The organism is Nonomuraea sp. NPDC049649 (assembly GCF_040675175.1).
Lineage (GTDB): Bacteria > Actinomycetota > Actinomycetes > Streptosporangiales > Streptosporangiaceae > Nonomuraea.
In genome coordinates this window covers 1-18,798 of the sequence record NZ_JBFAOH010000067.1, presented here as the reverse complement: position 1 = coordinate 18,798, position 18,798 = coordinate 1, and the positions used below count along the sequence as shown (strand labels likewise).

Here is an 18,798-nt window from a genome sequence, read left to right as displayed (position 1 = left end):
GCCTTCCGCCGCCTCCACCAGGCCCGCGCCCGGCTCAGCCATTACCGGCGACGTGGAGATCCACTACCTCAAGATCTGTGAATGTAGTACCGGCGTGGCATGGCGCAAGAGCCGTTACAGCAACTCTCAGGGCAACTGCGTGGAGCTCGCGAAGCTCCCCGACGGTGGGATCGCGGTGCGCAACTCCCGCTTCCCCGACGGCCCTGCGCTGATCTACACCCGTGACGAGATCCGGGCCCTGGTGCTCGGAGTGAAGGACGGAGAATTCGACGGACTGCTGGTGTAACACGGTGTTCACCTCCGGCGGGGCCGCGTAACCGGGCCGCGCCGGAGGCGTAACGGGCGGGCAGACTCCCCCAGGCAGGATCGGGTCATGCCCGACCAGATGACGCTGTACCCGATCGCCGACGACGTGCTGTTCGCGCCCGGCGGCAAGGTCGTGATCCGCACCTACGGGGTGGCGCCCGCGGGTTCCGCCGGCGCGGTGTCCTACCGGACCTGGGTGACCGGTGTCAGGGACCGGCCGCGCTACTGGCGCTGGGGCCACTTCGAAGACGCCGCCCGGGGGCACCGCAGTGTCCTGGAGTGGCTGACCGGCCGCGGCCCGCAGCCCGCCCAGGCGCCGTCCTGAGCGGGACCGCTCCAGGGTCTCAGGCCTTCTTCAGATTCGCCACGAGCTCTTCGAGGAAGTCGGCGTACCCCTGGTAGCTGAAGGGCACCTCGGCCCGCCACGGGTAGAGGCGGCCGGCCTTGACCGCCGGGAGCTCGGCGAAGGTCGGCTTCTTCATCATCTCCTCAGGCTTGAGCGCCTGCGTGCGGGTGTCGTACAGGATCACGTCCGCCTCGTAGGCGTCGGCGTTCTCCCAGCTGAGGGTCTGGAAGAAGCCGCCCTCGTCCACCTTGCCGGGTACGACGACGTTCAGGCCGTTGTCGGTGAGGTGGCGGATGTCGGGGTACTCGGGCGGGTTGACCACCCACATCTGGTCGGCGCCGCCCGACATCATGAGGATCTTGAGGTCCTTGAAGGCGGCCAGTTCCTTGGTGGCGGCCTCCATGCGGGCCTTGGCCTCGGGCACGCCCGCCATGTCGGCGCCGAGCGACCGGGCGAGCTCCTCGTATCTCCCGATCACCTCGGTGGCGGTCTTGCCGGTGAGCATGATGCCGACGGTGGGGGCGACCTGCTCGATGGTGTCCTTGGACTTCTCGGGCACGTACCAGAGCGTGCCTTTCTCGTACATGCTGCTGACCAGCAGGTCGGGCTCAAGAGCGATGTACTGCTCGACGTTGAACTCGTCCCACACGTTGCCCAGGCCGGTGACCTGGGTGATGTCGACGTTGCCGACCTGCGGGTCCTTGGCGCCGTCCTGGAGCTTGTGCGGGCCGAAGACGCCGACGGGGCGGACGCCGAAGTCCCAGAGCGCGGCGGCGGCGCCGACCTGGGCCACCACCCTGGCGGGAGTCCGGTCGAGCTCGATCTTCTCGCCGCGGTCGTCGGTGAACGACCAGGGCTGCGCGGCCGGGGCCGACGACGAGGCGGGGGTCTGGGCCGTACCGCCGCCCGTGCCGCCGCCGCACGCGGCGAGCGTGAGGGCGGCGGCCAGACCCGCCGCCGCGGCGAGGAACCCCCGCCGAGCCAGGACCGGTCCCGACATGACTACTCCCTAAGGTTAGGCTTGCCTCTGTGACGGGGCTTTAGATTAGCCTCGCCTAAGTTAGACCATGAGGAGAGGGGGTCGGGTGCGCCCGGCTGAGCACGCCGCGCCCAGTGCCGGGCTCGCGCGTACCGCCTCCGCCGCGGACGGCGGGGAAGCCCCGCGACGGCGGCGGCAGGCCGCCCTCGCCGCGGGCCTGCTGGTGGCGCTGGGGCTGCTGGTGCTCGTCGCGCTGGCCAGCGTGGCGCTTGGCGCGCGGGCGATGCCGCTCACCACCGCGCTGGACGCCTTCCTCGCCCCCGACGGGTCGAGCGACCACACGGTCATCAGAGAGCTGCGGGTGCCGCGCACCCTGCTCGGCATCGGCGTCGGCGCGGCGCTCGGGCTGGCCGGGGCGCTCATGCAGAGCCTGACCCGCAACCCGCTGGCCGACCCGGGCATCCTCGGCATCAACGAGGGCGCCGCGCTGGGGGTCACGCTCGCGCTCGGGCTGCTCGGGCTCACCGACCCGGCCGTCTACGTGTGGTTCGCGTTCGCGGGCGCCGCGGGCGCCTCGGTGGTGGTGTACGCGCTCGGCGCCTCGGGGCGCACCGGAGGAGGTCCGGTACGGCTCGCGCTGGCGGGCATCGCGGTGGGCATGGTCTTCACCGCCATGTCCTCCGCCATCATGCGCGTCGACTCCGAGACCTACGACCGGATGCGGTTCTGGCTGACCGGCTCGCTGGCGGGGCAGACGGCCGACACGGCGCTGCGGCTGGCGCCGTTCCTGGTGGCCGGGCTGGCGCTGGGGCTGTTCCTGGGCCGGCCGCTGAACATGCTGTCGCTGGGCGACGACGCCGGCCGGGCCCTGGGCGTGGCCGTCGGCCGGACACGGGCGCAGACCGCGGTGGCGGTGACGCTGCTGTGCGGGTCGGCGACGGCGGCGGCCGGGCCGCTCTGGTTCATCGGGCTGGCGGTGCCGCACGCGGTGCGCGCGGTCGTCGGCCAGGACCAGCGGTGGGTGCTGCCGTACTCGGCGCTGGTGGCGCCGGTGCTGCTGCTCGGCGCGGACGTCGCGGGCCGGCTCATCGCACGGCCGGGCGAGGTGCAGGTCGGCATCATGTGCGCGGCCATCGGCGCGCCGATCTTCATCCTGATGGCCCGGCGCAGGAGGCTGGCCGCGCTGTGAACGTCCGCCTGGGTCCCTGGTCGCTGCGGCTGGCGCCGCGCTCGCTGGCCGTCACCGTCCTGCTGCTGCTGATCGCCTGCGCGGTCGCGGTGGCGGCGATCTCCACGGGCGAGTACACGGTGCCGGTGCCCGACATCCTGGCCGCGCTCGCGGGCGAGGGCACGCCGGTCGCCGAGCTGATCGTCACCAAGCTGCGCGCTCCCCGCGTGGTCACCGGCCTGCTGGTCGGGGCCGCGTTCGGGCTGAGCGGCGCCATCTTCCAGAGCCTCACCAGGAACCCGCTCGGCAGCCCCGACTTCATCGGCTTCACCGCGGGCGCCGCGACCGGCGGCATCCTCATGGTGATCGCGGGCGGGTCGGCCGCGTTCGTCGCGGGCGGCGCGCTGGCCGGATGCGTGATCACCGCCGTGCTGGTCTACGCGCTGTCCTACCGGGGCGGCGTGCAGGGCTACCGGCTCGTCCTGGTCGGCATCGGGGCGAACGCGCTGCTGCTGGCCGCCAACTCCTACCTGCTGACACGGGCGAACATCTACGACGCGGCCACCGCCGCCGCCTGGCTGACCGGCAGCCTGAGCGGGCGCGGCTGGGACCACGCCATCCCGGTCGCGGTCGCGCTGGCGCTGCTGCTGCCGCTCTGCGCGTACGTGGCGAGGCCGATGCGCATGATCGAGATGGGCGACGACGCGGCGCGGGCCATGGGCGTCCGGGTCGAGCCGGTGCGCGCGGCCGCGATCGCCGCCGGCGTGCTGCTGAGCGGAGTGGCGACGGCCGCCGCCGGGCCGGTCGTCTTCGTCGCGCTGGCCTCGCCGCAGCTCGCCCGCCGGCTGACCCGCTCCCCCGGCGTCACGCTCGCCTCGTCCGCGCTCATGGGAGCGGTGCTGCTGACCGCCTCCGACCTGATCGCCCAGCGCCTGCTCGCCCCCGTCCAGCTTCCCGTCGGTGTGGTGACGGCCGCCGTCGGCGGCGCGTACCTGGCCTTCCTGCTGCGAAAGGACCGCTACTGATGACCCCCCGCCTGTCAGGAACCGACCTCACGCTCGCCTACGACCAGCGGATCGTGGCCGAGCAGTTGTCCGTGTCCATCCCCGACCGGTCCTTCACCGTGATCATCGGCCCGAACGCGTGCGGCAAGTCCACCCTGCTGCGGGCGCTGGCCAGGATGCTCAAGCCGCGCAAGGGCGCCGTCCACCTCGACGGCAGCGTCATCACCTCGCTGCCCTCGAAGGAGGTGGCGCGGCGGCTCGGGCTGCTGCCGCAGAGCTCGATCGTGCCCGACGGGATCACCGTGGCCGACCTGGTGGCCCGCGGGCGCTACCCGCACCAGCGGCTGATGCGGCAGTGGTCCAAGGCCGACGAGGCGGCGGTGACCGAGGCGATGCGGGCCACCAACGTGACCGAGCTGGCCGACCGGATCGTGGACGAGCTGTCCGGGGGCCAGCGCCAGCGGGTCTGGCTGGCCATGGCGCTGGCCCAGGAGACGCCGATCCTGCTGCTGGACGAGCCGACCACGTTCCTCGACATCGCCCACCAGATCGAGGTGCTCGACCTCTGCGCCGACCTGCACGAGTCGGGGCGGACCATGGTCGCCGTGCTGCACGACCTCAACCAGGCCTGCCGCTACGCCACCCACCTCATCGTGATGCGCGACGGCAGGGTCCTGGCCGAGGGCCACCCGGCCGACGTGGTGACCCCCGAACTGGTCCGGCAGGTGTTCGAGCTGCGCTGCGAGATCATCCAGGACCCGCAGTCGGGCACCCCGCTGATCGTCCCCGAGTCCCGCCGCCGGGTCGCCGCCCCGGCCTGACTCCTGCGTACGCGTCCCGGAGTGTGGCTCCGGCTCGGCTTGACTCCTGGGCGAGTGCCGCCGGGTCGCGGCTCCGGTTTGCTCCTCCGTACGGTCCCCTCTAGGGCGCGCAGCGGCGTACGGCCAGGACCGCCAGCGCGCGGATGACCCGCAGGAACTCCGGCAGCGGCACCTGCTCGCGCGGCGCGTGCGCGTGACGCACGTCGCCGGGGCCGTAGTGCAGCGTCGGGATTCCGGCGGCCGCGTAGAGCCGCAGGTCGCTCCCGTACGGGGCCGCCGCCTCGGGGAGGGTGACCCCGGCGGTGTCGGCGGCCGCCTGCCGGACCTCCTGGAGCAGCGGGTGACCGGCGGGCAGCCGGCCGCTCGCGAACTGGCCGCCCGGCCAGGTCACCGCCGGCGGGTTCTCCTTCAGCCACGGGTGCTCGACCGAGCGCACCGCCTCCTCGAACGCGGCCCGCGCCGCAGCCGGGTCCTCGTCCAAGCGCACGCCCAGGCGGCCCTCGGCGACCAGCAGGTCCGGCACCGTGCTCGCCCAGTCACCGGCCTGGACGGTGCCGATCTCGATCGGGTACGGCAGCGGGTTGCCGGCGAACACCGCCGGGACGTCCCGGTTCCGGTCGGCCTCCAGCTTTCTGATCGCCTCGAACACCGGGAAGAACACCTCGACGGCGTTGACCCCCTCCAGGCGGGCTGCGCCGTGCGCCGCCCGGCCGGCGATCTCCAGGCGGAACGTGAGCGCGCCCGCGTTGGCGGTGATCACCTGGCCGCTGGTCGGCTCGGTGATCACGGCCGCCTCGGCGGTGTGCCCGCGGGCCAGGGTGGCGAACGCGCCCAGCCCGCCGTCCTCCTCGCTCACCACGCAGTGCACGGCCAGCGGGCGGGTGAGCTTGATCCCGGCGCGGTGGATCGCCCGTGCGACGGCCAGGTTGGCGACCAGGCCGGCCTTCATGTCGCAGGCGCCCCTGCCGTGCAGGACGTCGCCGGTGATGCGGGCGGCGAACGGGTCGCTGCCCTCCCACTTGGCCAGGTCGCCGACCGGCACCACGTCGACGTGGCCCTGCAGCGCCAGCGCGGGGACGCCGTCGCCGCCCATCACCCCGACCAGCCCGTACCCCTCGGTGCGCGGCGCCTCGGTGCCGGGGAAGCCGTCGCGCTCGCGCAGGTCGTCGAGGTCGAGCCGCCACAGGTCCACGTCCATCCCGGACTCGGTCAGGAGGGCGGACAGGCGGTGCTGCAGTTCGGACTCGGCGGCGGTGCCGGTGATGCTGGGGACGCGGACGGTCTCGGCCAGCAGGTTCACTGCCTCCGTCTCGTCGATGGCGTCCAGGACCCTGGTTTCCACGTCACGCATGCGCACACCTTCTCATGCCGGATATGCGCGGGTGGAACCCCGTTTCGGGGCTGGTGGAGGGCATGTCGGATCCCCGTGGATGGAACCCGTTCCGGGGGTGGTGGCGATACAAGGGTGTGAGAACTGTCGCGAGCTGGATCGTGTGGGGCATGGCGGGGCTGTCGGCGGCGTGGGCGGCGCTGCGGCTGTCGGGGTTCGAGCCGGAGTGGCCCTGGGTGCCCGTGGTGTCGGCGACTCCGTACGCGGCGGCGCTCGCCGGGGCCGGGCTGCTGCTGGCGGCGGCGCTGCGGAAACGGGCGGCGGCGGCGCTCGCGCTGGCCGCCACGGTGGCCCTGGGCTTCGCCGTGGTCCCCCGGGCGGTGGCGGACGGCGGACCGGAGGCGGACGGGACGCCGTTGCGGGTGCTGGCGGCCAATCTGATGGTCGGGATCGCCGACACCGACGACCTGATGGACCTGGTGTCCCGCGTGCGGCCCGACGTGCTGGCGTTGCAGGAGCTGACGCCGGGGGCCATGCGGCGGCTGGAGAAGGCGGGGCTGCGCGAGAGGCTGCCGCACGCCGTCACCCGGCCCAAGCGCGGGGTCGGCGGCTCGGCCCTGTACGCGCGATTCCCGCTGGAACCCGGCGAGGCGATCCACCTCGGCGGTTTCGGCCAGGTCCGGGCGGTGCTGGAGCATCCGGACGGGGCGCGGGTGGAGCTGGTCTCCGTGCATCCGTGCGCGCCCAAGCGGTACGAGCGGCAGCCCTGCTGGCGGGCCGGTCTGGAGGCGCTGCCGCGGGCCGGAGAGCCGTTGCGGATCCTGGCGGGCGACTTCAACGCCACGCTCGACCACCTGCTCATGCGCGAGCTCCTGGCCAGTGGCTACCGGGACGCCGCCGACGTCACGGGCGACGGGCTGCGCACCACCTGGCCGCAGGGAGGTTTCGGCCCGCTGCCCGGCGTCGCCATCGACCACGTGCTGGCCGACTCCCGCATCGGGATCCGCTCGTTCGGCGTGCACACCCTGAAGGGCACCGACCATCACCCGGTCTCCGCCGTGCTCACCCTCCCGGCCGTGGAGTGATCCTTACCCGGCAGAACGTAAACTTGGCACGTGGAAGAGCCGAAGTTCGAGATTCAGATGCTGCACGATCGGGTGATGATCCGGATGGAGCCAGACACCGAGGAGCGGCGCAGCGGATCGGGCATCGTCATCCCGGCGACGGTGAAGATGGCCAACAGGCTCGCCTGGGGCGAGGTCTGCGGCGTGGGCGCGAACGTGCGCTCGGTCAGAGTGGGCGACAAGGTCCTGCTCAACCCGGAAGACCAGTTCGAGGTGGAGCTGCACGCGCAGACCTACCTGGTGATGCGCGAGCGCGACCTGCACGCGGTGGCCACACAGGAGACCGACCACGGCACGGGCCTCTACCTCTGACGGGACGGCCCGCCGCCCCGTCCGCGAGGACGGAGCCGGGGTGATCCCGGGGCTCAGGAGAAAATGATCTGCGTGGCCATCTGAATGACGTCCACGCCGAACGTGAGCATGCTGAGATAGATGATCACGCCCATGGCACAAAGCGTGACGAACGCGACGATGATCCGCACCGTCCAGCCCTGCCGCTTGTACCAGACGGTCCAGGCGTGCAGGGTCCGCTTGCCGAAATCGAGCAGCTTGCGCGCCCAGTGGAACTCGGTGGCGAGCACCGCCAGCCCGGCGAAGACCACCAGCCAGCCGGGGCCGGGGAACGGCACCATGATCAGGCCGCCGATCACCATGACCGTGCCGATCACCCCGATCACGACCTTGAGCGTGAGCGCGCCCGTGCGCGTGGCGCGGATGCCGTCGAGCCGGCCGTGCAGGCCGCGGCGGCGGGGCATGCTGGAACGGCGCGCGGCCTCGGCTTTCGTGAGGTCGGCGTCCCCCATGTCGATCTTCTCCTGCGTCGGCACGGTCCCCCCGGGCAGTCGGTGTGGTGACCAGGATACGGGTCGTCCCCCTGGTGCGAGTGCCCAAATGAGGACTACACCCGGAACGTCCCCCAAACCAGACAAACCGTAAAATTTGGGCAGTTAATAGGAAATATCAGGCTTCGGGTGGCTACTGTAGAGCATGCCCGAGGTCATGCTTCGCACCGTCACCGGTCCCGTCCTCGCGGACGCGGTCACCGGTGCTGTCCTACCCCACGAACACCTCCGTACCGACATGCGCTGGGCGGTCGGCATCGACTCCGACCCCTACCGCTGGCTGGACGAGGAGCAGGCGGTGATCGCCGAACTCCGCACGCTGCGCGCCGGCGACCACCCGCTCGGCCTGATCGTGGAGCTGACCTCCCAGGGCACGGGCCGCGACGTGATATCGCTGGCCAGGATCGCCGCCGCCAGCCGCGTCCCGGTGATCGCCGCCACCGGCCTGTCCACCGAGCCGTTCTCCGGCGCCCGCGACGCCGACGTCGACACGCTCACCGGCCTGCTGGTGGCCGACATCGAGAACGGCATGGACGAGACCGGCCTGTTCCCCGGCGTGATCGGCGAGGTCGGCTGCTGGGGCCCGCACCCCACCCCGGCCGAGGAGCGCGCGCTGCGCGCCTCCGCCCGCGCCGCGCTGGCCTCCGGCCTCCCGGTGGCCACCTACGGCCAGGACGGCCTGGGCATGCTGGAACTGCTGATGATCGAGGGCCTGGCGCCCTCCCGGGTCTCCGTAGGCTACGCGGGCGCCGACGCCGCCACGGCCCGCAAGATCGCCGACTCCGGCGCGTACGTCTGCGTGGGCTCGATCGGCGCGGGCACCGAGCGGACCGCCGCCGTCGCCCTGGACCTGATCGGCGAGGGCCACGCCGGGCGCCTGCTGCTCAGCAGCGGCGCGAACCGGGTCGCCCAGCTCCGCAAGTACGACGGCCCCGGCTACGGGCATCTGTCGGATGAGGTGCTGCCCCGGCTGCGCGCGGCGGGCGTCCCCGAGGAGACGCTGCGTACGATCACCCACGACAACCCGCTGCGCTGGCTGACCGGAACGGGTTGACCTCAACCGCACTTGAGGTCGGATGGTGGGCGCATGAGCAGTTTCACCGCATCCGAGCTGGCGTTCCTGTCCACCCAGCGGCTCGGCCGCCTCGCCACGGTCTCCCCTGACGGCCAGGTGCAGAACAACCCGGTCGGCTTCTTCGTCGACGCCGAGGCGGGCACGATCGACATCGGGGGCCGCGACATGGCCGCCACCAAGAAGTTCCGCAACGTCCGGGCCGGCAGCACGGTCTCGCTCGTGGTGGACGAACTCGCCTCGGTCAGCCCGTGGGTGGTGCGCGGCGTCGAGATCCGCGGCACCGCCGAGGCGCTCACCGGCGTGCGCCCGCCCAGGCCCGGCATGACCGGCGAGGTCATCCGGATCAGTCCCGTGAGAATCATCGCGTGGGGCCTGCCAGACTGAGGGCATGATCTGGGTCGTCAGCGGCCCGCCGGGGGCGGGCAAGTCCACGGTGGCCGCCGCGCTGCTCGCCCGCCTCTCTCCGGTCCCCGCCCTGCTCGACAAGGACACGCTGTACGGGGGCTTCGTCGCCGAAGTGCTGGCCGCCCACGGCAGGCCGCACGGCGAGCGCGAGGGCGCCTGGTACGACGAGCACATCAAGCGGCACGAGTACGGCGGCATGACCGCGGCGGCCCGCCGGATCCGCGAGCACGGCTGCCCGGTCCTGCTCGACGGCCCGTTCACCGGCCAGGTGCACGACGCGGCCCGCTGGGAGCGCTGGGTGGCGGAGCTGGGCGGCCCGCCGGTGCGGCTGATCTGGGTGCGCTCCGACGCCTCGACGCTGCGCGAGCGCCTGGAGGCCAGGGGCCTGCCCCGCGACGCGGGCAAGCTGGCGGCCTTCGACGCGTACCTGGCCCGCATCAAGGTGGACGAGCCGCCCGCGGTGCCGCACCTGGAGATCGACAACCGGCGGGGCGCGCCCCCGCTGGGGGCGCAGCTCACGGCGGCGGGTATATCGCCGCGAGCACCCGGGGCAGGCGGGCCACCCACCGGGTGAACCGCCCTTCCTCGAACGCGGCGCCGGGCTCGTTGGCGAGCTGCTGCGACAGCAGGCCGGCGATCAGGCTGGAGCCCAGGGCCTGCCCCTCCTCGCCCGCCGCGTCCGGGTGCAGCTCGCCCCGCTCGATCGCGGCCGCCGTGAGCGCGCCGAAGTGGGCGTGCACCTCCAAGGCCGGCGCGTACGCCCGCTCGGAGGGCTCGAAGCCGGGCACCGGCCGCCAGAACATCAGCTGGGCGAGCGCCTGGTTGGCCATCACCCAGCGCGCGCCCGCCTCCAGCGAGGCGGCCATCGCTTCCAGGCCGGGCTCGTGGCCGGCCGCCCCGCCGCGCACGGCCGCGAGGTAGTCCCGCTGGCCGCGCTCGAAGAGCGCGTCGTAGACGGCGTGCCGGGAGGGGAAGTACTTGTAGAGCGACGGCGGCCGGATGCCGAGCCGCCTGGCCACGGCCGACAGGCTCAGCCCCGCGACGCCCTCCTCGGCCATCACCTCCAGGGCGATGCCGAGGATCTCCTCCATCGTCTCCGCCCGCCGGCGGGCCCTCCGGTCGGGAATGTCGGTCATGCCATGTAGCTTAGGCTATAAGCATTAGCTGAAGCTATGGAGGAGAGCCAATGTCAGGTGAGATCGTGCTCACCGGCCTCCGGCAGAACAATCTGCGCGACATCTCCCTGCGGCTGCCCAAGGAGCGGCTGATCGTGTTCACCGGCGTGTCGGGCTCCGGCAAGTCGTCGGTCGTGTTCGAGACCATCGCGGCCGAGTCGCAGCGCCAGCTCAACGAGACCTACAGCGCGTTCATCCGCAACCGGCTGCCCAAGCACGAGCGCCCGCGGGCCGCGCGGCTGGCCGGGCTGACCGCCGCGGTGGTCGTCGACCAGCGGCCCGTGGGCGGCAACGCCCGCTCCACGGTCGGCACGATGACCGAGATCCACCCGATGCTGCGGGTGCTGTTCTCGCGGCGCGGCGAGCCGTCGGCGGGCCCGGCGACGGCCTACTCCTTCAACGACCCGGCGGGCATGTGCCCGGAGTGCCACGGCCTGGGGCGGAAGGTCGAGGTCGACGTGGACCGGCTGGTCGACTTCGACCGCTCGCTGGCGGACGGCGCGCTCCGGCCGTACCCGGTCGGCGGCTACGTGTGGGGGCTGTACGCGGAGTCGGGGCTGTTCGACCCGGCCAAGCCGCTGCGTGACTACACCGAGCGGGAGCTCGGCCTGCTCCTGTACGGTGACGGCCGCAAGGTCCAACGCCACGGGCGGGCCACCGGATACGAGGGCGTGATCACCCGGTTCGACCGCGTCCACCTGCACCGCGACCTCGAGTCGCTCGACCGGGCGGCCCGCGAGGTGGTGCGCGAGACCGTCTGCCCCGCGTGCGGCGGGCGGCGGCTCAACCCGGCCGCGCTGGCCTCCCGCATCGACGGGCGCAACCTGGCCGACCTGTGCGCGATGGAGGTCAGCGACCTGATCGGCGTGCTGGCCCGGCTGGCCGACCCGGTCGCGGACGCGGCGGTGGAGGCGCTGCGCCGCATCGACGCGATCGGGCTCGGCTATCTGAGTCTCGACCGGGAGACGCCGACGCTGTCGGGCGGCGAGGCCCAGCGTCTCAAGACCGTGCGCCACCTGGGCAGCAGTCTCACCGGTCTCACGTACGTCTTCGACGAGCCCAGCGCCGGGCTGCACCCGCGCGACGTGCACCTGCTCGGCGACCTGCTGCTGGAGCTGCGCGACAAGGGCAACACGGTGCTGGTGGTCGAGCACGACCGCGACGTCGTCGCGCTCGCCGACCACGTGGTGGACCTGGGTCCGGGGGCGGGCGCCGCCGGGGGCACGGTGGTCTACCAGGGTCCGGTGGCCGGGCTCGCGCGCGGTGACACGCCGACCGGCCGCGCGCTGAGGGCGGCGCGCGGGCTCAAGAACCGGGTACGGGAGCCCGCCGGGCATCTGACGATCGCCGGCGCCCGCGCCCACAACCTGCGGGACGTGACCGTCCGGGTGCCGCTGGGCGTGCTGACGGCGGTCACCGGCGTGGCCGGGTCGGGCAAGAGCACGCTGATGACCCGCGAACTGCCCGCCCGGCACCCCGGCACGGTGCTGGTCGACCAGTCGGCCGTGCACGCCTCGCCGCGCTCGACGCTCGCCACCTACCTGGGGGCGATGGACCGGCTGCGCAGGCTCTTCGCGGACGCGCACGGGGTGCCGGCCAAGCTGTTCAGCGCCAACTCGGCGGGCGCCTGCCCGCGGTGCAAGGGGCGCGGCGAGATCAAGACCGACCTGGCGTTCATGGACCCGGTGACCCAGGTCTGCGACGCCTGCGAGGGCACCCGCTACAACCCCGAGGCGCTCTCGTACCGCCTGGCCGGCCGGACCGTCGCCGGCGTGCTGGCGCTGACCGCCGAGGAGGCCGTGCGCGACTACGACCTGCCGGGCCTGGACCGGCTGGGCGAGCTGGGGCTGGGCTACCTGACGCTGGGGCGTGCGCTGACCACCCTGTCGGGCGGCGAGCGGCAGCGGCTCAAGCTGGCGCACCGGCTGCACGAGACGGGCCAGGTGTACGTGTTCGACGAGCCGACCCGCGGCCTGCACCCGGCCGACGTCGACCGGCTGCTGGCGCTGCTCGACCGGCTTGTGGACGGCGGCAACACGGTGATCGTCGTGGAGCATGACCTCGACGTGGTCAAGCACGCCGACTGGGTGATCGACCTGGGCCCGGAGGCGGGCCGGCACGGCGGGCGGGTGGTGTTCGAGGGCACCCCTGCGGCGCTGGCCGAAGCCTCCACCCATACGGCGAGATACCTGGCTAGGTCTCTAGGTAGTCCTCGTCGCGGGCGTCGATGATCGCCATGTGGCCCGGCAGGTGGCCGATCGCGAAGTCGACCCCGCTGGCCATCACCGCCGCCTGCGGCGTCACCCCGCACGCCCAGAACACCGGCACCTCCCCCGCCCGCACCTCGACCGGGTCGCCGAAGTCGGGCGAGTCCAGGTCGCGGATGCCGATGGCGGCCGGGTCGCCGGTGTGCACGGGGGCGCCGTGCACCATCGGGTAGTGCCCGCTGACCTCGATCGCGGTGGTCACCAGCTCCTCCGGGACCGGCCGCATCGACACCACCAGCGGGCCGGACAGCGGGCCCGACGGCTCGCAGGGCACGTCCGTCCGGTACATCGGCACGTTCACGCCCTGCTCCAGGTGCCGGATCGGCACGCCCGCGGCCAGCAGCGCCGCCTCGAAGGTGAAGCTGCAGCCGAGGAGGAACGGGACCAGGCCGGGCCGCCAGTCGGCCAGCACGTCGGCGCGGTCGGCGACCGGCCGGCCGTCCCGGTAGACGCGGTAGCCGGGCAGGTCGGTGCGCAGGTCGCCGGGGAACAGCCGGGTGCTCACCGCGCCCGGCTCGCCCACGTCGAGCAGCGGGCACGCCTGCGCGTTGCGGTGCGCGAACAGCAGCAGGTCGTAGGCCAGCTCCCGGGGGACGGCGATCAGGTTGGCCTGGGTCCAGCCTCTGCACCAGCCCGCCGTCGGCGCGCGCTGCCCGCCGCGGAAGCGCTCGCGCGCCTGTGCGGGGGTCAGGTCTGCGACGTCCACTCCCCGACACTACGCCCGGGAACCCCGGCGGTCAGCGTTCGACTTCGAACGTGTGCGGCCCGAGGCCGAATCCGTCCCGGATCCGCCGGACGTGGCCCTGGCGGATCAGGCGTTCCAGGCTCTCCCGTACCTCCTCATCGGGCAGGCCGGTGCTGTGCACCAGCTCCCCCAGGCCGACGGAGCCGTGCTCGACGGCCGGTCCGGCGATCGCCTCGTACACGTGGATGTCGACGTCGGACAGCGCCTGCACGTCGTGTTCGGGCTCGGTCATCAGCGGGACCTCGCGCCTTCGCGCAGCCGGTTCGGGTCCACCTCGCGCTGCGGGAAACGGCGCAGGTACTCGGACTCGAGTTCGTTGGTCCGGGAGGTGTGGCGGGCCAGCGCGTCGTCGGAGCCGTGCAGGAAGGTGTCGGTCCGGGTGAAGTGCAGGTGCCGCAGCTCGCGGAGCAGGTCCTCGTCGTTCAGCTGAGCCGGGTCGATCCCCATCGTCGTCATGGGCGGCCTCTACCCAGGATGACGCTCGACAATATCTGTCATATTTCCTGACAATTAGGCATTGTTCGGGAGATAAGACCGTCTTACCTTCCCGTTATGGACCTCGAGCTCAGGCACCTCAAGATCGTCCGTGCGGTCGCGGACGCCGGAAGCGTGAGCAAGGCCGCTTCCATGCTCGGGCTGGCCCAGCCCGCCCTCACCGCCCAGCTCAAGCGCATCGAACGGATGCTCGGCGGCGCGCTCTTCGAGCGCGACCGGCACGGCTCCCGCCCCACCCGGCTCGGCGAACTGGTGCTCGCCCGCGCCCGGGTGCTCCTCCCCGCCGCCCAGGAGCTGCAGGAAGAGGCGGTACGGTTCGCGCACGCCCCCTCGCCCGGCTACCGCATCGGCGCCACCAACGGCCCCATCCTCGGCGGCCTGGTGCACCGCCTGGCCGCCGAACGCCAGGTCACCACGTACACGAGCTGGTCGACGCACGAACTGACCACCATGGTCGAGCTGGGCCGGCTCGACTACGTACTGACCGGAGCGTGCGGCGACAACGGCACCCCCGCCGGCACCCTGGCCTGGGAGACGATCAGCCTCGACCCGGTCTTCACCCTGATGTGCGCGGAACACCCGCTGGCCGTGGAGAAGGAGGTGGAACTGGCCGAGCTGGCCGACGAGCAGTGGGCCGTCACCCCCGGGGACGGCTGCTTCACCGACTGCTTCGCGACGGCGTGCGCGCGGGCCGGGTTCACGCCGGGCACCATCTACGAGACCGACGTGGCCACCTGCGTGCACCTCGCCCAGGTGGGCCGCGCGGTGGTGCTCTGCCAGGCCACCCACCAGCCCGGCCCCGGCATGGTCGTGGTGCCGCTCAAGAACGCCCCGCTGCGCTGGCGCCAGCTGCTCGGCCGCCGCACCGCCGCGCCCGACACCGCGTGGGTGCTGCTCCAGGCCAAGCAGACGCACCGGGAGGCGGTACGGCGCAGCCCCGTCTACCGCGACTGGCTGGCACGCAACCCCGGGTTCGGCACCGCCCCATAACACCGTGATAGGGCCGGACTGGTACTCCTCGGCTTCCGCCCACCGCACTACGTTGACGGCACCCCCCAGCCACAACGAGGAGACGACCCCATGCTCCGCACCCCAGCCGTGATCGCCATCGCGATCGGCGCGTTAGTCATGACGGCCACCCCCGCCGTCGCAACCCCGGCCTCGGCCGAACCCCCCGCAGAAGTGATCGACGCCCTCGAACGCGACCTCGGCATCAGCGAACGGCAGGCCGTCACGCGGATGGCCAACGAGGCCCGCGGCAACCAGGCCGCGCCCGCCCTCGCCAAAGCCCTCGGCGACCGCTACGCCGGCACCTGGTTCGAAGGCCCCGAGAGCAGACTCGTCGCCGCCAGCGTGAACCGCGCCGACACCGCCGCCATCGAACGCGCCGGCGCCGAACCCCGCGTCGTGCCCCGCACCCTGGCCCAGCTCGACGCCGCCAAGCAGACCCTGGACGAGAAGGCGCCGCCGGACACCGTGCACAGCTGGGCGGTCTCCCCCGCCGACAACGCCGTCGTCGTCCAGGCCGCCGACCCCGAAGCCGCCCTGACCTGGGCGAAGAGCACCGGCGTCGACCTCGGCGCCGTCAAGGTCACCGAATCGGCGGACCGGCCCAAGCTCTTCTACGACATCCGCGGCGGCGACGCCTACTACATCTCGACCTCCCGCTGCTCCGTCGGCTTCGCCGCCCGCCGCGGCAACCAGCTCGGCTTCACCACCGCCGGCCACTGCGGCACCGCCGGCCGGAGCACCACCGGCCACAACCGCGCCCCGCAGGGCACCTTCCAGATTTCCTCGTTCCCCGGCGACGACTACGCCTGGGTCGCGACCAACTCCGACTGGACCGCCCCCGGCGTCGTCAACGGCTACTCGGCCGGCATCCTGCCCGTGCGCGGCGCGACCGTCACCCAGCCCGGCGGCTCCGTGTGCCGCTCCGGCTCCACCACCCAGTGGCGCTGCGGCACCGTCCAGGCCCTCAACACCACCGTCAACTACGCCGAAGGCACCGTCTCCGGCCTCACCCGCACCTCGGCCTGCGCCGAACCCGGCGACTCCGGCGGCGCCTTCATCTCCGGCGACCAGGCACAGGGCATGACCTCCGGCGGCTCCGGCAACTGCAGCTCCGGCGGCACCACGTACTTCCAGCCCATCGGCGAGATCATCTCCGCAGGCGGCCTGACCCTCATCACCAGCGACGGCGCCGGCGACCCCGACCCGCCCACCGGCTGCCAGAACCACCAGGCGGTCCACACCGGCTCGCTGTCATCCGGCCAGAACACCTACCAGCCCGACGGCTCCTACTACCGGACCACCGCCACCGGCACCCACACCGCCTGCCTGGACGCCCCCGACGGCACCGACTTCGACCTCTACCTCCAGCGATGGAACGGCCTATCCTGGAGTACGGTCGCCCAGGGCATCACCCCCGGCCCCGACGAGACGATCAGCTACACCGGCGGCGCCGGCTACTACCGCTACCGGATCCACGCCTACAGCGGCTCCGGTCCGTACACGCTCGGCTTCAGCCGGCCCTGACGGCCCAGCTCAGGGCCGCACCAGGCTCGGCTTGGTGCGGCCCTGCCGCCGTTCGGGTCCCCGTATACCAGCCGAGGCGGCATCCGCGTTCCCCCGTCCGCTCTCGGAAAAAATGATCGTCTCAGCCTCCACGGAGGGGGTTCGGCATGGAATGATGTCCGAGGCGTCAGGCGGGGTTCGGGGCGTTCAGCATGCTTTAGCCTTGTCCGTGCACACAACTGAAACCAGGGGCGGTAGCTCAGCCGGTCAGAGCATCGGACTCATAATCCGTGGGTCGTGGGTTCAAGTCCCACCCGCCCTACCCACCTCACCAGGTACGAGGCACCCTATCCCGCTTCCGCGGGCGGGGGAAGCGGGGGCTGGGAGACCGAGGGGAGACCGCCAGTCGCGGACACCCCCTCCGCCAGCCCCCTGCGAGGCACCAGAGCCGCGCTTGCCTCCGCGGCCGCACGCGCCATTTCCGGAAGCACCGAGGTGTAGATGTCTGAAGTGATCAACTGACTGGAGTGGCGCAGCATCGACGACGTGATCTTCATGTCGTTGCCCGCCGCCAGGGACAGCGTGGCCGCTCCATGCCGCAGGTCATGCAGCCGGATCGGGGGCAGCCCGGCTGCGAACACCAGCCGCTGGAAATGGTCGCTGACCCAATCCGGCTTCAGATCCGAGCCGTCTTCCCGGGTGAACATTCTTCCCGTGTCGATCCAGGACTCCCCGAACGCCGCCCTTTCCTGGAGCTGACGTTCGCGGTGCTCGCGCAGCACCTTCAGCGTGCCCCGATCGAGCGCGATGATCGCATCGGACGACTCCGTTTTCGGTATCCCCTCCTGTACCTTCCTGCCGACGTTGGTCAGCTGCGTGGACACCGCCAGGGTGCCCTCGTCCAGGTCGCAGTCGATCCACCGGGCTCCGCACGCCTCTCCCCGGCGCAGGCCCCTGAAGGCGATCAGGTGATGGAGGGCGTACAACCGGTCGGTGACCGCGTGGTCGAGGAAAGCACCCAGCTGAGCCGGCGTCCACACCATCACCGGTGAAGGGCGCGGCCTCGCCAGCCAGACCCTGAATCTCTCCCGCCGCTTTTTCGGCGGGATGTTCGCCGCACGTTCGGCTGCCAGCAGTTCCTGGTAGGCCGCGTTGAAGGCCTTCACCCGGGCGGCTGTCCACACCACTCCTTTCGCTTTCCTACCCGGGTCCAGCTTCACCAGCGACGCGGCGTTGAAGGAGACGACGTGCTCTCGCTCAGCCGACGCAAGCACCGTCCGGATCGTCGCGCGCACCCGCTGCTTGGTCACCGGCCCGGTGATCCGTTTTCCCCGCACCGAAGCGCGTACCGCTGGATCGTTGGACTTGCGAGCGGCCAGCAGCGCAGCGTTCTTCTCATCAATGCGGTTGAACACCCGCTCGACGGTCGGCACGAACACCTTGTCCATCCGAACGTGCTCGAGCACTCCCCGGATATGCGTCTCGTAGTGTGAGACGTAGCCGAGGAGCGTGCACTCGCGGATGTCTTTCAGTCGTTCCCGCCGTTCCCTCCAGTACTGCCAGTACTCACCGAAGGTCATCGCCTGCAGCGGCTGCCCCGTCCGGTACTTGCGGTGCAGTTCCTCATACGCCGGTAGAGGCACATGCTTCTGATGCGCCTCCTTGATCATTTCCAGGATCTCCATCCTGGCCTCGTGCCCCTCCGGACCGGGCTCGGGGATGTCGAGCAGCCGTCCAGCCTGCTGGTAGAAGGCAGACAGCTCGGTTTCGCTTCTGAACCCACCCAGCCTCAGGTAGACGCGCTTGCCGTCAGGCCCGGCCGGCAACTCTTCCTTGCCGTGCCAGGTGCCGTGATGCGGATTCCACGTGCCGTCCTTGCGGCGGAGCTTGGGGCACTTCGCGCCGAGCTCACGGCCGTTCTTCCGGCATTTGCAGCGTTTATATCCGTTCCCCGTCAATTACTTGTACTCACCTCATTCCGGTTTCGCGGTGCCTGTATGCGATCTTCCTCGCTTCCTGGTAGTCCTCGATACTTACTCCCAGCTCGGCGGCCGCATCTTCTGGCGGCAGGCCGGCTGGGCGGCCCCTATGGTTCAGGGCTATCCGGGGGACTGTACGGTTTTCGGTGTAACTCCTGATCAAGGAGAACGCACCTGATGAGTACTGTGATCCAGGCATCGACGGAGATTGACCTGGAGGACG

The 18,798-nt window shown here is 71.9% G+C and carries 21 protein-coding genes and 1 tRNA gene; 14 read left to right on the top strand and 8 right to left on the bottom strand.

The window, feature by feature from the left end; genetic code table 11:
* The first annotated feature begins 52 nt into the window (after positions 1-52).
* Together AB0J42_RS36485 and AB0J42_RS36480 are read left to right on the top strand one after the other, a co-directional pair.
* Positions 53-286 carry a DUF397 domain-containing protein gene (locus tag AB0J42_RS36485; protein WP_364302906.1) on the top strand — a complete coding sequence of 78 codons (234 nt, stop codon included), beginning with the start codon at positions 53-55 and terminating at the stop codon, positions 284-286.
* Between the two features lie 87 nt (positions 287-373).
* Positions 374-631 carry a hypothetical protein gene (locus AB0J42_RS36480; RefSeq protein WP_364302903.1) on the top strand — a complete coding sequence of 86 codons (258 nt, stop codon included), beginning with the start codon at positions 374-376 and terminating at the stop codon, positions 629-631.
* Between the two features lie 19 nt (positions 632-650).
* Here AB0J42_RS36480 and AB0J42_RS36475 read toward each other — a convergent pair whose 3' ends face one another.
* A complete protein-coding gene (locus AB0J42_RS36475; protein ID WP_364302901.1) occupies positions 651-1,652 on the bottom strand; it encodes an ABC transporter substrate-binding protein in 1,002 nt (333 codons plus the stop codon).
* A gap of 85 nt (positions 1,653-1,737) precedes the next feature.
* On the opposite strand from AB0J42_RS36475, the gene AB0J42_RS36470 reads away from it, so the two are divergent.
* The 3 genes from AB0J42_RS36470 to AB0J42_RS36460 are packed head-to-tail and all read left to right on the top strand — an operon-like array spanning position 1,738 to position 4,624.
* Positions 1,738-2,820: an iron chelate uptake ABC transporter family permease subunit gene (locus AB0J42_RS36470; protein ID WP_364302899.1), complete on the top strand. Its 1,083-nt coding sequence runs from the start codon at positions 1,738-1,740 to the stop codon at positions 2,818-2,820.
* On the top strand, positions 2,817-3,824 hold the full coding sequence (locus tag AB0J42_RS36465) for an iron chelate uptake ABC transporter family permease subunit (protein ID WP_364302897.1): 1,008 nt from the start codon (positions 2,817-2,819) through the stop codon (positions 3,822-3,824). Before AB0J42_RS36470 ends, AB0J42_RS36465 begins: the two co-directional genes overlap by 4 nt.
* A complete protein-coding gene (locus tag AB0J42_RS36460) occupies positions 3,824-4,624 on the top strand; it encodes an ABC transporter ATP-binding protein (RefSeq protein ID WP_364302893.1) in 801 nt (266 codons plus the stop codon). The genes AB0J42_RS36465 and AB0J42_RS36460 overlap by 1 nt, the downstream gene beginning before the upstream one ends.
* 100 nt (positions 4,625-4,724) lie before the next feature.
* Here the strand turns inward: AB0J42_RS36460 and AB0J42_RS36455 are convergent, their stop codons facing one another.
* Entirely contained in the window at positions 4,725-5,975 is a 1,251-nt protein-coding gene (locus tag AB0J42_RS36455; protein ID WP_364302887.1) for an ArgE/DapE family deacylase, read from the bottom strand.
* 116 nt (positions 5,976-6,091) lie between these two features.
* On the opposite strand from AB0J42_RS36455, the gene AB0J42_RS36450 reads away from it, so the two are divergent.
* On the top strand, positions 6,092-7,039 hold the full coding sequence (locus tag AB0J42_RS36450; protein ID WP_364302881.1) for an endonuclease/exonuclease/phosphatase family protein: 948 nt from the start codon (positions 6,092-6,094) through the stop codon (positions 7,037-7,039).
* Positions 7,040-7,069: 30 nt separating this feature from the next.
* Positions 7,070-7,390, top strand: a complete 321-nt coding sequence (locus AB0J42_RS36445; RefSeq protein WP_364302876.1) for a co-chaperone GroES — start codon at positions 7,070-7,072, stop codon at positions 7,388-7,390.
* 53 nt (positions 7,391-7,443) lie between these two features.
* Here the strand turns inward: AB0J42_RS36445 and AB0J42_RS36440 are convergent, their stop codons facing one another.
* Entirely contained in the window at positions 7,444-7,905 is a 462-nt protein-coding gene (locus AB0J42_RS36440) for a TIGR02611 family protein (RefSeq protein ID WP_364302872.1), read from the bottom strand.
* Between the two features lie 172 nt (positions 7,906-8,077).
* Between AB0J42_RS36440 and AB0J42_RS36435 the strand changes: the two genes are divergently transcribed.
* The 3 genes from AB0J42_RS36435 to AB0J42_RS36425 are packed head-to-tail and all read left to right on the top strand — an operon-like array spanning position 8,078 to position 9,974.
* Positions 8,078-8,974 carry an aryldialkylphosphatase gene (locus tag AB0J42_RS36435; RefSeq protein WP_364302869.1) on the top strand — a complete coding sequence of 299 codons (897 nt, stop codon included), beginning with the start codon at positions 8,078-8,080 and terminating at the stop codon, positions 8,972-8,974.
* A 33-nt stretch (positions 8,975-9,007) separates the two neighbouring features.
* A complete protein-coding gene (locus tag AB0J42_RS36430; RefSeq protein ID WP_364302867.1) occupies positions 9,008-9,379 on the top strand; it encodes a PPOX class F420-dependent oxidoreductase in 372 nt (123 codons plus the stop codon).
* A gap of 4 nt (positions 9,380-9,383) precedes the next feature.
* Positions 9,384-9,974: an ATP-binding protein gene (locus tag AB0J42_RS36425; RefSeq protein ID WP_364302864.1), complete on the top strand. Its 591-nt coding sequence runs from the start codon at positions 9,384-9,386 to the stop codon at positions 9,972-9,974.
* On the opposite strand, the gene AB0J42_RS36420 is transcribed toward AB0J42_RS36425, so the two are convergent.
* Positions 9,916-10,536: a TetR/AcrR family transcriptional regulator gene (locus AB0J42_RS36420; protein WP_364302862.1), complete on the bottom strand. Its 621-nt coding sequence runs from the start codon at positions 10,534-10,536 to the stop codon at positions 9,916-9,918. The two genes, AB0J42_RS36425 and AB0J42_RS36420, sit on opposite strands and share 59 nt — an antisense overlap.
* Before the next feature lie 50 nt (positions 10,537-10,586).
* On the opposite strand from AB0J42_RS36420, the gene AB0J42_RS36415 reads away from it, so the two are divergent.
* Positions 10,587-12,806, top strand: coding sequence for an excinuclease ABC subunit UvrA (locus AB0J42_RS36415; protein ID WP_364302860.1), 2,220 nt, complete (start codon positions 10,587-10,589; stop codon positions 12,804-12,806).
* Here AB0J42_RS36415 and AB0J42_RS36410 read toward each other — a convergent pair.
* From AB0J42_RS36410 to AB0J42_RS36400, 3 genes are read right to left on the bottom strand one after another with little or no spacing between them, the layout of a single operon-like run.
* Positions 12,769-13,548, bottom strand: a complete 780-nt coding sequence (locus AB0J42_RS36410; RefSeq protein ID WP_364302858.1) for a putative hydro-lyase — start codon at positions 13,546-13,548, stop codon at positions 12,769-12,771. The genes AB0J42_RS36415 and AB0J42_RS36410 overlap by 38 nt on opposite strands.
* A 31-nt stretch (positions 13,549-13,579) precedes the next feature.
* Positions 13,580-13,819, bottom strand: coding sequence for a hypothetical protein (locus AB0J42_RS36405; RefSeq protein ID WP_364302856.1), 240 nt, complete (start codon positions 13,817-13,819; stop codon positions 13,580-13,582).
* Positions 13,819-14,043 carry a DUF6158 family protein gene (locus AB0J42_RS36400; protein WP_364302854.1) on the bottom strand — a complete coding sequence of 75 codons (225 nt, stop codon included), beginning with the start codon at positions 14,041-14,043 and terminating at the stop codon, positions 13,819-13,821. The genes AB0J42_RS36405 and AB0J42_RS36400 overlap by 1 nt, the downstream gene beginning before the upstream one ends.
* Positions 14,044-14,139: 96 nt before the next feature.
* Between AB0J42_RS36400 and AB0J42_RS36395 the strand changes: the two genes are divergently transcribed.
* From AB0J42_RS36395 to AB0J42_RS36385, 3 genes are all read left to right on the top strand, one after another.
* On the top strand, positions 14,140-15,072 hold the full coding sequence (locus AB0J42_RS36395) for a LysR family transcriptional regulator (RefSeq protein WP_364302852.1): 933 nt from the start codon (positions 14,140-14,142) through the stop codon (positions 15,070-15,072).
* 90 nt (positions 15,073-15,162) lie between these two features.
* Positions 15,163-16,617, top strand: coding sequence for a S1 family peptidase (locus AB0J42_RS36390; protein WP_364302850.1), 1,455 nt, complete (start codon positions 15,163-15,165; stop codon positions 16,615-16,617).
* Positions 16,618-16,844: 227 nt separating this feature from the next.
* Positions 16,845-16,918, top strand: a tRNA-Ile gene (locus AB0J42_RS36385).
* A gap of 25 nt (positions 16,919-16,943) precedes the next feature.
* Here the strand turns inward: AB0J42_RS36385 and AB0J42_RS36380 are convergent.
* On the bottom strand, positions 16,944-18,554 hold the full coding sequence (locus tag AB0J42_RS36380; RefSeq protein WP_364302848.1) for a site-specific integrase: 1,611 nt from the start codon (positions 18,552-18,554) through the stop codon (positions 16,944-16,946).
* Positions 18,555-18,798 lie beyond the last annotated feature (244 nt).

Bases quoted from the DNA above. Each gene is read 5' to 3' on its own strand.
- AB0J42_RS36480 (WP_364302903.1), top strand. From the start codon at position 374: ATGCCCGACCAGATGACGCTGTACCCGATCGCCGACGACGTGCTGTTC.
- AB0J42_RS36475 (WP_364302901.1), bottom strand. From the start codon at position 1,652: ATGTCGGGACCGGTCCTGGCTCGGCGGGGGTTCCTCGCCGCGGCGGCG.
- AB0J42_RS36460 (WP_364302893.1), top strand. From the start codon at position 3,824: ATGACCCCCCGCCTGTCAGGAACCGACCTCACGCTCGCCTACGACCAG.
- AB0J42_RS36455 (WP_364302887.1), bottom strand. From the start codon at position 5,975: ATGCGTGACGTGGAAACCAGGGTCCTGGACGCCATCGACGAGACGGAG.
- AB0J42_RS36435 (WP_364302869.1), top strand. From the start codon at position 8,078: ATGCTTCGCACCGTCACCGGTCCCGTCCTCGCGGACGCGGTCACCGGT.
- AB0J42_RS36430 (WP_364302867.1), top strand. From the start codon at position 9,008: ATGAGCAGTTTCACCGCATCCGAGCTGGCGTTCCTGTCCACCCAGCGG.
- AB0J42_RS36425 (WP_364302864.1), top strand. From the start codon at position 9,384: ATGATCTGGGTCGTCAGCGGCCCGCCGGGGGCGGGCAAGTCCACGGTG.
- AB0J42_RS36420 (WP_364302862.1), bottom strand. From the start codon at position 10,536: ATGACCGACATTCCCGACCGGAGGGCCCGCCGGCGGGCGGAGACGATG.
- AB0J42_RS36415 (WP_364302860.1), top strand. From the start codon at position 10,587: ATGTCAGGTGAGATCGTGCTCACCGGCCTCCGGCAGAACAATCTGCGC.
- AB0J42_RS36405 (WP_364302856.1), bottom strand. From the start codon at position 13,819: ATGACCGAGCCCGAACACGACGTGCAGGCGCTGTCCGACGTCGACATC.
- AB0J42_RS36400 (WP_364302854.1), bottom strand. From the start codon at position 14,043: ATGACGACGATGGGGATCGACCCGGCTCAGCTGAACGACGAGGACCTG.
- AB0J42_RS36395 (WP_364302852.1), top strand. From the start codon at position 14,140: ATGGACCTCGAGCTCAGGCACCTCAAGATCGTCCGTGCGGTCGCGGAC.
- AB0J42_RS36390 (WP_364302850.1), top strand. From the start codon at position 15,163: ATGCTCCGCACCCCAGCCGTGATCGCCATCGCGATCGGCGCGTTAGTC.